Origin of the sequence: Caulobacter rhizosphaerae (genome assembly GCF_010977555.1) — a bacterium.
GTDB classification, from domain to species: domain Bacteria; phylum Pseudomonadota; class Alphaproteobacteria; order Caulobacterales; family Caulobacteraceae; genus Caulobacter; species Caulobacter rhizosphaerae.
Window position 1 is genome coordinate 4,330,234 of record NZ_CP048815.1, and the last position, 11,392, is coordinate 4,341,625.

An 11,392-nucleotide genomic window follows, 5' to 3' on the forward strand; every position below is an offset into this window, starting at 1 on the left:
CCGCTCCGTTCGTGAAAAGGGCCCGTCGCGCGAGCGGCGGGCCCTTTTGTCTTTTACAGCCTCACTGCGTCCTTCGAGGCCCGCTGCGCGGGCGCCTCAGGATGAGGAGCTTTGTTGCTGCTGAATTCCTCATCCTGAGGCGCGAGGCGCAGCCGAGCCTCGAAGGACGCACGGCGCCTAAAGCCCCAGCTTGCTCCGCAGCAGTTCGTTGACGGTGGCCGGGTTGGCCTTGCCCCCGGTCTCCTTCATCACCTGGCCGACGAACCAGCCGATGGCCTGGGGCTTTTCCTTCACGGCCGCCGCCTTGTCGGAATTGGCCGCGATCAGCTTGTCGATCGCCGCCTCGATGGCGCCGGTATCGTTGATCTGCACCAGGCCCCGCGCCTCGACGATCTGCGCCGGACGGCCCTCGCCGGCCCACATGTGCTCGAAGACCTCCTTGGCGATCTTGGAGCTGATGACGCCGGTCTCGATCAGCTCGACCAGTTGGGCGATGTCTTCCGGCGGCAAGGGCGAGCTGGCGATCTCGTGGCCGCCGGCCGACAGCTTCGACAGCAGTTCGTTGGTCACCCAGTTGGACACCAACTTGGCGTCGCGGCCTTTCGCGGCGGCCTCGAAATAGTCGGCGCGGTCGGCCTCGATGATCAGCACGCCGGCGTCGTAGGCCGACAGGCCGTACTGGCTCTGCAGGCGCTGCTTCTTGGCGTCGGGCAATTCCGGCAGGGTGTCCTCGATCGCCTTCACCCACGCAGGATCCAGCACCAGCGGCAGCAGGTCCGGATCGGGGAAGTAACGATAGTCGTGCGCCTCTTCCTTGCTCCGCATCGACCGGGTCTCCAGCTTGTTCGGGTCGAACAGCCGGGTCTCCTGGTCGATCTTGCCGCCGTCCTCCAGGATCTCGATCTGGCGACGGGCCTCGTACTCGATGGCCTGCTGGATGTAGCGGTAGCTGTTGACGTTCTTGATCTCGCAGCGCGTGCCCAGGTGGCTGAAGCTGCCGGTCTCGCGGAACTTCTCGTAGTCGCCGGGACGGCAGACCGAGACGTTGACGTCGGCGCGCAGGTTGCCCTTCTCCATGTCGCCGTCGCAGGTGCCCAGATAGACCAGGATCGTGCGCAGCTTCTTGACGTAGGCGGCGGCCTCTTCCGAGGTGCGCATGTCGGGCCGGGAGACGATCTCCATCAGCGCCGTGCCCGCGCGGTTCAGGTCCACATAGGTGGCGTTCGGATCCTGGTCGTGCAGCGACTTGCCGGCGTCCTGCTCCAGGTGCAGGCGCTCGATGCGCACGTCGAAGGTCGTGCCGTCGTCGCGCTCGACGGTCACCACGCCCTCGCCAACGATCGGCTGGTCGAACTGGCTGATCTGATAGCCCTGCGGCAGGTCGGGATAGAAGTAGTTCTTGCGATCGAAGCGGCTCTTCAGATTGATCTGCGCCTTCAGCCCGAGGCCGGTCTTCACCGCCTGCTCGACGCAGAACCGGTTCAGGACGGGCAGCATGCCGGGCATGGCCGCGTCCACCAGGCTGACCTGCTGGTTCGGCCCCGCGCCGAAGCCGACGGCGGCGCCGGAGAACAGCTTGGACACGCTGGCGACCTGGGCGTGGACCTCAAGGCCGAGAACGATTTCCCAGGGGCCGGTGCGGCCTTGGATCACTTTGGAAGAGGCGGTTTCGGTCATGTCTCAATTCCTGGCCACATAAGGCGGCCATTAACTTAGATCCCTTCCCTCCCCCTTGTGGGGAGGGTGGCCCCGAAGGGCTCGCTGCGCTCAGGGCCTGACAAATCACGCCCACGACCGCGTCGATATCCTCATGCACCGCACGGGTCGGAAAGTGCAAGGTTTGGAAGCCCGAGCGACGGAAAACTTGGTCGCGATACGCGTCGTGAGCAGCCTGTTCCAGTTCCTCGTGATGCCCGTCCACTTCCACGACGAGGCGTCGGCCGAGGCAGATGAAGTCAGGATAATACCCCAGCAGCGGCGCCTGCCGCCGGAAGTGAAAGCCGTCTGCTCGCAGCGACCGGAGCCGCACCCACAGGCGAACTTCCTGCACGCTCATCACCTTCCTTAGCGCTCTCGCGCGTTCGACGCTCATGGCTCGATCCCCCACCCGACCCGCTGCGCGGGCCACCCTCCCCGCAAGGGGGAGGGACGATCGAGGAAAGGCGACGCTGAAATGGAACTTTCGGGCAATTGGAAAAATGACCACTTCTTGTCAAACTAGAGGTCATTCCTGGCCAACCGGAACCGCTAGGGTCACCTCTCGTTGACTCCTCGAACGCGAATAACTCGCAGGAGGAAATCATGGCTGTTCTGAACCTCGATGCTAGCGAACCTTATGTCGCCCCCGCGACCACGGCGGACTCTTCGGCTCTGTTTCCGAGCGCGCCCGTCTATGCTCGCACGCCGACCAGGAAGTCTTCGTCCAACCTGCCGCTGATGATCGGCCTGCCGGTGCTGGCCGTCGCCGCCGGCGGGCTGGCTTGGGGGCTGATGAGCCGTCCGGCCCAGACCCCGACGACGGGGGAGGCGCCGGTCGCCAAGGTGGCCGAGGCCCAGCCCCTGCCCACCACCCAGCCGCCGGCCCCGATGCCGACCCCGGCGCCCGCCGCCGCCACGCCCGCCGCGACCCCGGCTCCGACCCAGGTGGCTCGCGCCGAGACGGCGCCGCCGCCGCGGGTGACCCAGCCCGCCCGTCGCAGCGCCCCGGCCCGCCGCGCGGCGCCGGAGACCGCGCCCGACGCCGGCTCGGCCTCGGAGAACGTCAGCGCCACGGTTCCGGCCCCGGTCGCCGCGCCCGCCCCGGCGCCGGTGATCGCCGCCCCGGCCGCGTCGACCCCCGCCCCCGCTCCGGCTCCAACGCCCGCTCCGGCGGCGGTCCCCGCCACGCCGGCCACGCCGATGTAATCGTGGCGCAAGCCTAAAAGAGAAGGGCGGCTCCTCCCGGAACCGCCCTTTTTCTTGATCGCTCGTTCCTAGCGCCGCGCCTTGCGACGAAATCAGACCGCTGGCCTGCGAACCGTGAACAGGTCCTGCCCGCCGCCGTACCGGGTCGGCGGCAGCCAGCCTCCGAAGAGAACGTCGGCCGGCAGATCCAGGCCGCCTTGGCGGATCGCGGCGACCAGGCTGGCCAGCGGATGGGCTATGGCCCGCTCCGGGGACTTGGGGTCGATCACCATGGCGCCGTCCCGCCAGGGCTTGAAGTCCAGATGACCTTGCCCTTGCTGGATCGCGGCAATTCGCTCGGGCGTCAGCGCGTAGGCGGTAAACATGAAACGTCCGCCCGGCTTCAACACCCGTCGCGTCTCGGCCAGATAGTGGCTGATGGAGTCCAGCGTCATGTGGCTGAAGACGGAGGTTGCGAAGGCCACGTCAACGGACGCGTCCTGGACCGGAAACTCGAAGGCCGTCTCGGCGATCGAGCCGCCAGACCGATATTCCCGATTTCTGACGTCGGCGTGAACGAAGCGAAAGTCGGGTCGCCGCGCGCCGAGGGTTCGCCTGCACGTGGAGATGGCTGACTTGGAGACATCGAAGCCGACGTAGCCGGCGCCGTCCCCCAGCCAGGCGGCCAGCGGCATGGCCATCCGACCCGTGCCGCAACCGATATCCAGAACGCGGCTGTCACGGTCGAGGCCGGCATGCTCGATCAACAGCGCCAGGGTCTCGCGGCCGGCACGGGCGAAATCGCCGCCGCCGACGTTGTGGACGCTCTGCCAGGGATCGCCGCGGCGTTCGGGATCCGCCAGCCGGACGGGCAGGCTCATGAGGTCGAGCATCGCGCCCGACGCGGCCCGGCGAAACGGCGGAGGCAGCAGGCCCGCGGCCTTCCGCAGAAAGAGCGGCGTCATCGCCTGCCCGACCGCCTGAGAGGCGACGAAGACGTCACGGACTTCAAGACGATTCCTCCTGGACGGAAGGAAGGAGGATGGCAGGCTCGAAACTAGCCTACCACCACTTCTTCGCCTTGACGTTGAATCCCGCCGCCTTTTCCAGCGCCCCGGCCACCGAGAACACCGTCCCCTCGTCCAGCGGCTTGCCGATGATCTGCAGGCCCAGCGGCAGGCCGTTGGCGTCCAGGCCGGCCGGCAGGGACAGGCCCGGCAGGCCCGCCAGGTTGGTCGTCACCGTGAACACGTCGTTCAGGTACATGGCGATCGGGTCGTTGCTGTTCTCGCCCAGGCCGAACGCCGCCGACGGCGCCGTCGGGGTCAGGATGGCGTCGACCTTCTCCCAGGCGTTGTCGAAGTCCTCGGCGATGCGGCGGCGCACCTTCAGCGCTTTCAGGTAATAGGCGTCGTAATAGCCCGCCGACAGCACATAGGTGCCGATCAGGATGCGGCGCTTGACCTCGTCGCCGAAGCCCTGGGCGCGGGTGTTCTCGTAGACCTCGGTGAGGTTGCCGCCCTCGGCCCGCAGGCCGTAGCGCATGCCGTCGTAGCGGGCCAGGTTCGACGACGCCTCGGCCGGGGCCACGATGTAATAGGCCGGCAGGGCGTACTTGGTGTGCGGCAGGCTGATCTCGACGATCTCGCAGCCGGCGTCCTTCAGCCAGGCGATCCCGTCGGCCCACAGCTTCTCGATCTCGGCCGGCATGTTGTCGACGCGGTATTCCTTGGGGATGCCGATCCGCAGCCCCTTGACCGACTTGCCGACGAAGGCGGCGAAGTCGGGAACCGGCACGTCCAGGCTGGTGGAGTCCTTGGGATCGTGGCCCGACATCGAGGTCAGCAGGATCGCGGCGTCCTCGACGGTCTTGGCGATCGGGCCGGCCTGGTCCAGCGAGCTGGCGAAGGCCACGGTGCCCCAGCGCGAGCAGCGGCCGTAGGTCGGCTTGATGCCCACGGTGCCGGTGAACGAGGCTGGCTGGCGGATCGAGCCGCCGGTGTCGGTGGCGGTGGCGCCCAGGCACAGGTCGGCGGCCACGGCCGCGGCGCTGCCGCCCGAGCTGCCGCCCGGGGTCAGCGCCTGGTTCGAGCCGGCCTTGCGCCAGGGATTGACCACGGGACCATAGGCGCTGGTCTCGTTCGATGAGCCCATGGCGAACTCGTCCAGGTTCAGCTTGCCCAGCATCACCGCCCCGTCGCGCCACAGCTGGCTGGTGACGGTCGACTCGTAGGATGGGACGAACGGCTCGAGGATCTTCGAGGCGGCCGTGGTCGGCACGCCCTGCGTGCAGAACAGGTCCTTGATGCCCAGCGGAATACCGTCCAGCGGGCGGGCGGCGCCAAGAGCACGTCTTGCGTCCGAGGCGGCGGCCATCGACAGGGCCTGGTCGGGCGTCTCGACCAGGAAGGCGTTCAGGCCGCGCGCGGCCTCGACGGCCTCGATATGGGCCTGGGTCAGTTCCACCGAGGTGAAGTCCCCGGCGGCCAGCCCGTCCAGCGCGCCCTTCAGGGTGAGAGAGGTCAGCGCGCTCATTATTCGACCACCTTGGGGACCACGAAGAAGCCGCCCGCCGACTTGGGGGCGTTGCCGGTGACGAGGTCGGCGTCGCCGCCCATGGTCACCACGTCGTCGCGCAGCGGCAGGCCGGCGTGCACGACGCTGGTCAGCGGCTCGACGCCGTCGGTGTCGACCTCGGCCAGCTGCTCGATCCACGTCATGATGCCGTTGAGCTCCTGGGCCAGGGCCTCGATGCGCTCTTCGGGTTCGGCGATGCGGGCGAGCCGCGCGACCTTCCGCACGGTGGCGGCGTCAATGGCCATGGGGGCCTCCTGAAATTCGAGCGTGTGGGTTAGCCGGCTGACGGCAGGGTTTCAAGGCGCGGTGTTTGTTTTCAACCTCATCCTGAGCCCGTCGCCCCTTTGAGTTTTGGCTGGCGGAGCCAGCCACGGGGACGAGGTTGACGCGCTGTGCGACGTCCTCGTCCTTCGACAAGCTCAGGATGAGGACGTAAGAGTGGGCCATGCCCGTTCTCGACATCGCCGAATTCGCCGCCGCCCTTCCCGACTATCGGCCGATCGTCGGCCTGGATCCGGGCGAGAAGACCATCGGCGTGGCCGTTTCGGACGTCACCCTGACCGTCGCCAGTCCCCTGGCCCTGATCAAGAAGGGCAAGTTCAGCGACGACGCCAAGACCCTGTTCCAGCTGATGGACAGCCGCAAGGCCGTCGGCATCGTCATCGGCCTGCCCATGAACATGGACGGCACCGAGGGCGTCCGCTGCCAGTCCAACCGGGCGCTGGGCCGCAACCTGCTGCGCCTGAACCCCGACCTGCCGATCACCTTCTGGGACGAGCGCCTGTCGACCGCGGCCGTCACCCGGGTGCTGATCGACGAGCACGACGTCAACCGCAAACGCCGCGGCGAGGTGGTCGACAAGATGGCCGCCGGCTGGATCCTGCAGGGGGCGCTGGAGCGGATCCGGGGGATCAACGAAGCGGCGGGCAAGGGGTTCTGACGCCCTGCGTCCTTCGAGGCTCGCCTGCGGCTCGCACCTCAGGATGAGGAGCTTAGTATTGGAATTCCTCATCCTGAGGCGCCCGTGAAGCGGGCCTCGAAGGACGCAAGGCGACCGACGAATCCTTCCCTCCCCGCCCAAAGCCCCGTATGACGCCCACTCATGACGGCCAAGCCCCCGCCCCATGAGCCCGCCGACCCGATCGAGACGATCCGTCAGCGCATCTTCTCGTTTCCCCGTCGCCACTTCCTGTCGGCCGGCGACCTGAACGCCTTGCAGGCGACCGAGCTGCTGGACCTGGCCGACGCCTTCGTGGCCCTCAATCGCCAGACGACCAAGTCCCTCGACATCCTCAAGGGCCGGACGCTGATGAACCTGTTCTTCGAGAACAGCACCCGCACCCAGTCCAGTTTCGAGATCGCCGGCAAGCGCCTGGGCGCCGACGTCGTCAACATGAGCCCGCGTACCTCGTCGATCACCAAGGGCGAGACCCTGATCGACACGGCCGTGACCCTGAACGCCATGCGCCCGGACCTGCTGGTGGTGCGCCACGCCTCGTCCGGCGCCGCCAGCCTGCTGAGCCAGAAGGTCAGCGGCAGCGTGATCAACGCCGGCGACGGCCAGCACGAGCACCCGACCCAGGCGGTGCTGGACGCCCTGTCGATCCGCCGCGCCTTCGGCCGGGTCTCTGGCCTGACCGTGGCGATCTGCGGCGACGTGCTGCACAGCCGCGTGGCCCGCTCGAACGTCGCCCTACTGCACACGCTGGGCGCCAGCGTCCGGCTGGTCGGCCCGCCCACCCTGATGCCGGCCCAGGCCGAGCGCTGGGGCGTCACCGTCCATCACGACATGAAGGCGGGCCTGGCCGGGGTCGATGTGGTGATGATGCTGCGCCTGCAGCTGGAGCGGATGCAGGGCGCCTTCGTGCCTTCGACCCGTGAATACTTCCGCTTCTACGGCCTGGACCGCGACAAGCTGGCCAAGGCCGCGCCCAAGGCCAAGGTCATGCATCCTGGACCGATGAACCGGGGCGTCGAGATCGATTCCGACGTCGCCGACGATCCGGAGATCAGCCTGATCCAGGACCAGGTCGAGATGGGCGTCGCCGCCCGCATGGCGGTGCTGGCGAGCCTGGCTCATCGGCTCGAGGAGCATGGGAAGTGAGAGGCCCTGCGTCCTTCGAGGCTCGGCTGCGCCTCGCACCTCAGGATGAGGATGTCAGCGGCCACAAAGCTCCTCATCCTGAGGCGCCCGCGCAGCGGGCCTCGAAGGACGCAGGGCATATCGAGATCAGCCAATGAACGGTCCCACGCCTCCCCTCGCCCTGATCAACGCACGCCTGGTCGACCCCGAGAGCGGCTATGACGGCCCCGGCGGGGTAATCGTCTCCGAAGGCGTGATCGCCGACGTCGCCAAGGGCCGCGAGTTCGGCAAGCTGTCCAAGGACGTCCGGGTCATCGACTGCGGCGGGGCCATGCTGGCCCCCGGCCTGATCGACCTGCGGGTCAAGACTGGCGAGCCCGGGGCCGAGACCAAGGAAACCCTGGCCAGCGCCGCCAAGGCGGCTGCAGCGGGCGGCGTGACCAGCTTCGTCGTCCAGCCCGACACCGACCCCGCCGTCGACGACCCCAGCGTCGTGGACTTCATCCTGCGCCGCTCGCGCGACATCGACGCCGCCCGGATCCTGTGCGCCGGGGCGGCGACCAAGGGGCTGAAGGGCGAGCAGATGGCCGAGATCGGCCTGATGCGCGAGGCCGGCTGCGTCTATGTCACCGACGCCGACCGGCCGATCGTCGACAGCAAGGTGATGCAGCGCATCCTGACCTATGCGCGCGGCTTCGACACCCTGCTGGCCCACCGGCCGCTGGATCCCTGGCTGGCCAAGGGCGGCGCGGCCACCGGCGGCGAGTTCGCCGGCCGCATGGGCCTGCCCTCGATCTCGCCGATGGCCGAGCGGATCATGCTGGAGCGCGACGTCGCGCTCCTGGAAGCGACGGGCGGGAGGCTGCTGGTCGACCAGGTCACCAGCGCCCAGGCCCTGGAGACCCTGGCCCGCGCCAAGCAAAAAGGGCTGAGGATCCACGCCAGCGTCTCGATCAACCATCTGTCGTTCAACGAGCTGGACATCGGCGACTATCGCAGCTTCGCCAAGGTCACCCCGCCCCTGCGCGGCGAGGACGACCGCCAGGCGCTGATCGAGGCCCTGGCCTCGGGCCTGATCGATATCGTGGTCAGCGCCCACGCCCCGGCCCCGGCCGAGGACAAGCGCCTGCCGTTTGACGAGGCCGCCCCCGGCGCCGTGGGTCTGGAGACCCTGCTGCCGGCCCTGCTGAGCCTCTATCACGAGGAGCGCCTGCCGCTGGTCGACCTGATCCGCGCCGTCACCCTGGCTCCCGCCGCCCTGATCGGCCTGCAATCGGGCCGCATCGCCCCCGGCGCCCCGGCCGACTTGGTGCTGTGCGACCTGGACGCCCCGCTGATCATCGACGCCGGCAAGCTGCTGTCGAAGTCCAAGAACTCGCCGTTCGACGGTCGCCGGCTGCAGGGGCAGGTGCTGATGACGATCGTCGACGGCCGCGTGGTGCATCGGGCGGAGGGGTAAGGCCCTCCGTCCCTCCCCCTGTGGGGGAGGCGATCGCGCAGCGATCGGTGGGGGGAGGTTTAGGGGCGTCGATCCGAGCTGTGGTCATCTTCCGATCACTCCCCCCTCCGTCGGCTTCGCCGACACCTCCCCCACAGGGGGAGGATCTGATGGGCGCGGCTTGGCCGCCTCACGCGGAAACCCGCTGAGCTTGATGGGAAGGGTGCGAAGCGCCCGGGCTCCGCCCGGATGATTTGCAGTTGTAAGTACCGTTTCGACGAAGTTCGAGCGCTTCGCGTGGAGCCGTTATCCGGAAGCCTTCGGGTCGCGGATTTTTAACCCGCTCCGATGGAGGCCCCCCGACGGGCAGGACGTTGGCGCGTCCTGGACCGCCCGGGCGATTTCAGCCCGGGCCTGCCGCGCTCGCCGATCCCTCGCCGCCTGGGTTTCGTCCCCATGTTTCAGGGAACCTGCCCAGGACCGTCGCGAAAGGTTGTCACCCAAGACCACCGACAAACGCTTCCCGCTCGACCACCCCCGAAGGCCGCATCGGTCGCCGTACGTGCGCCCTCCCATGCCTTCAGGTGGGATCAGGATAAGGGCGGTCTGAAGGGGTGGGGATCAAATTGGGTCGAGAAAGTTCAAGGCGTTGAAATCGCGGGGCTTTGCTCGCGATAGGCCGAGCATAAGCACCTTTCCCTCCCCCTCGTGGGGAGGGAAGATCGTTTGCCCTCCCGACGCCCTCCACCCGCGGCAAGGCTGCGCCTTGGCCCTACGCGCAAGCTCCCCTTTCGCCCCATGAAAGTACGAACATAATTTAATTCTCCAAGAGACCTTGCCTCGCGACCGCCCGGCCCTCATTATAATACGATCGTAATTTAAAACCCAGGAGCTCGTGATGACAGCCACCGCGCAAGTCGCGCTCGTAACGGGCGCCTCCTCGGGCATCGGCAAGGCCACGGCGATCGCCTTGGCCGCCGCGGGTTTCCAGGTGATCGGAACCGGTCGCGACACCGCGCGGCTCACCGCGCCCGCCGGGGTGACCTATCTCGACCTCGACGTGACCAGCGACGCCTCGGTCGCCTCGGCCGTCCAGCAGGTGATCGACCGGTTCGGGCGCATCGACGTCCTGGTCAACAACGCCGGCGTCGGCGCGACCGGCGCGGCCGAGGAATTCTCGATCGCCCAGGCGCAGGGCGTCTTCGACATCAACGTCTATGGCGTCATCCGGATGACCAAGGCGGTCCTGCCGCACATGCGCGCCCAGGGCCGCGGACGGATCATCAATGTCTCATCCCTCAGCGGCTTCGTCCCCAGCCCGTTCATGGCGCTCTACGTCTCGACCAAGCATGCGGTCGAGGGCTATTCCCAGTCACTGGACCACGAGGTTCGCGAACACGGCGTCCGGGTCCTGCTGGTCGAGCCCGGCCCGATCAACACGCCGTTCGCGGGCCACAGCGTGGTGGCCGACACCCCCCTGCCGCTCTACGCGGCGGGACGGCGCAACTACGACGAGCTGCTGGAGCAGAACCTGCGCAGCGGCGACGACCCCGCCGTCGTCGCCAAGGTGATCGTCGCGGCGGCCACCGACCGGAACCCGAAACTCCGTCGCACCGCCGGCGCGACCGCCCGGACCATCAGCGCGGTGCACCGCCTCGCCCCCGCCCGGACCTTCGACCGCGTCATCCGCAAGTTCAACCGGATGCCGAGCTGATGGCGCGCTACACGAGCGACCACAAGCAGGAAACCCGGCAGAGGATCGTCGCGACGGCCGGTCGGCGGCTCAAGCGGGACGGCATCGACGGCTCCGGGGTGGCGACGCTGATGAAGGACGCGGGCCTGACCAACGGCGCCTTCTACGCCCACTTCGGCTCCAAGGACGACCTCGTCGCGGCGGCCGTCGGCGACCAACTTCAGACCCTGCACGCCAGCATCGTCGAGCTGACGGAGCCCGGCCCGGCCGGACTGGAGCAGATCATCCGCTGGTACCTGTCGGCGCACCACCGGGACGACCCGGCCGACGGCTGCCCCAACGCCGCCCTGCTCGACGAGATCGGGCGCGGCGCGGATGCGATCCGGCAGGCCTATACCGACGGCGTGCTGGTGGTCGTCGACGGCCTCGCCGCCCGCATGGCGCCCGAGGATCCGCTCTCGGCCCGCGTGAAGGCGCTCAGCCTGCTGGGCCTGATGGCCGGGACGCTGCAACTCGCCCGCGCCCTGACCGACCGACAGCTCTCCGATCAGCTCCTCGAGCAGGGCCTGCGCAACGCCCTGGCGCTGGTGGCCGCCGAGCTCCGAGCCTGACCCTCGTTTCCGCGGCAAGCCCGGCGCGCCCTCGCAGGGGGTTTCAGGCGCGCCTTGCGTCCTTCGAGGCGCGCTCACGAGCGCGCACCTCAGGATGAGGACATCAG

13 protein-coding genes are annotated in these 11,392 nt (G+C 68.4%); 7 read left to right on the forward strand and 6 right to left on the reverse strand.

Going from position 1 to position 11,392, the window contains the following annotated elements:
- Positions 1-53: 53 nt before the first annotated feature.
- From G3M57_RS19690 to G3M57_RS28000, 3 genes are read right to left on the reverse strand one after another with little or no spacing between them, the layout of a single operon-like run.
- Entirely contained in the window at positions 54-152 is a 99-nt protein-coding gene (locus tag G3M57_RS19690; protein ID WP_156402348.1) for a hypothetical protein, read from the reverse strand.
- Between the two features lie 25 nt (positions 153-177).
- Positions 178-1,677 carry an Asp-tRNA(Asn)/Glu-tRNA(Gln) amidotransferase subunit GatB gene (gene gatB / locus G3M57_RS19695; RefSeq protein WP_163232518.1) on the reverse strand — a complete coding sequence of 500 codons (1,500 nt, stop codon included), beginning with the start codon at positions 1,675-1,677 and terminating at the stop codon, positions 178-180.
- Entirely contained in the window at positions 1,607-2,092 is a 486-nt protein-coding gene (locus tag G3M57_RS28000) for an endonuclease domain-containing protein (protein ID WP_163232520.1), read from the reverse strand. The genes gatB and G3M57_RS28000 overlap by 71 nt, the downstream gene beginning before the upstream one ends.
- A 209-nt stretch (positions 2,093-2,301) precedes the next feature.
- Between G3M57_RS28000 and G3M57_RS19705 the strand changes: the two genes are divergently transcribed.
- Entirely contained in the window at positions 2,302-2,904 is a 603-nt protein-coding gene (locus G3M57_RS19705) for a hypothetical protein (protein WP_056760445.1), read from the forward strand.
- Positions 2,905-2,996: 92 nt separating this feature from the next.
- Here the strand turns inward: G3M57_RS19705 and G3M57_RS19710 are convergent, their stop codons facing one another.
- From G3M57_RS19710 to gatC, 3 genes are all read right to left on the reverse strand, one after another.
- Positions 2,997-3,848 carry a class I SAM-dependent methyltransferase gene (locus G3M57_RS19710; RefSeq protein ID WP_163232522.1) on the reverse strand — a complete coding sequence of 284 codons (852 nt, stop codon included), beginning with the start codon at positions 3,846-3,848 and terminating at the stop codon, positions 2,997-2,999.
- Positions 3,849-3,945: 97 nt separating this feature from the next.
- Positions 3,946-5,418: an Asp-tRNA(Asn)/Glu-tRNA(Gln) amidotransferase subunit GatA gene (gatA, locus tag G3M57_RS19715; RefSeq protein WP_056760453.1), complete on the reverse strand. Its 1,473-nt coding sequence runs from the start codon at positions 5,416-5,418 to the stop codon at positions 3,946-3,948.
- A complete protein-coding gene (gatC, locus tag G3M57_RS19720; protein WP_056760456.1) occupies positions 5,418-5,705 on the reverse strand; it encodes an Asp-tRNA(Asn)/Glu-tRNA(Gln) amidotransferase subunit GatC in 288 nt (95 codons plus the stop codon). The genes gatA and gatC overlap by 1 nt, the downstream gene beginning before the upstream one ends.
- Positions 5,706-5,905: 200 nt before the next feature.
- On the opposite strand from gatC, the gene ruvX reads away from it, so the two are divergent.
- The 6 genes from ruvX (at position 5,906) to G3M57_RS19745 (ending at position 11,285) form a co-directional block, all read left to right on the forward strand.
- Positions 5,906-6,400 carry a Holliday junction resolvase RuvX gene (gene ruvX / locus G3M57_RS19725; RefSeq protein WP_035081601.1) on the forward strand — a complete coding sequence of 165 codons (495 nt, stop codon included), beginning with the start codon at positions 5,906-5,908 and terminating at the stop codon, positions 6,398-6,400.
- A gap of 24 nt (positions 6,401-6,424) precedes the next feature.
- Entirely contained in the window at positions 6,425-6,553 is a 129-nt protein-coding gene (locus G3M57_RS27575; protein ID WP_230983920.1) for a hypothetical protein, read from the forward strand.
- Between the two features lie 9 nt (positions 6,554-6,562).
- On the forward strand, positions 6,563-7,564 hold the full coding sequence (locus G3M57_RS19730; protein ID WP_057184666.1) for an aspartate carbamoyltransferase catalytic subunit: 1,002 nt from the start codon (positions 6,563-6,565) through the stop codon (positions 7,562-7,564).
- A gap of 133 nt (positions 7,565-7,697) precedes the next feature.
- Entirely contained in the window at positions 7,698-9,002 is a 1,305-nt protein-coding gene (pyrC, locus tag G3M57_RS19735) for a dihydroorotase (RefSeq protein ID WP_056760464.1), read from the forward strand.
- Between the two features lie 877 nt (positions 9,003-9,879).
- A complete protein-coding gene (locus G3M57_RS19740) occupies positions 9,880-10,695 on the forward strand; it encodes an oxidoreductase (protein WP_056761653.1) in 816 nt (271 codons plus the stop codon).
- Entirely contained in the window at positions 10,695-11,285 is a 591-nt protein-coding gene (locus tag G3M57_RS19745; RefSeq protein ID WP_056761650.1) for a TetR/AcrR family transcriptional regulator, read from the forward strand. Before G3M57_RS19740 ends, G3M57_RS19745 begins: the two co-directional genes overlap by 1 nt.
- The last annotated feature ends 107 nt before the right edge of the window (positions 11,286-11,392 follow it).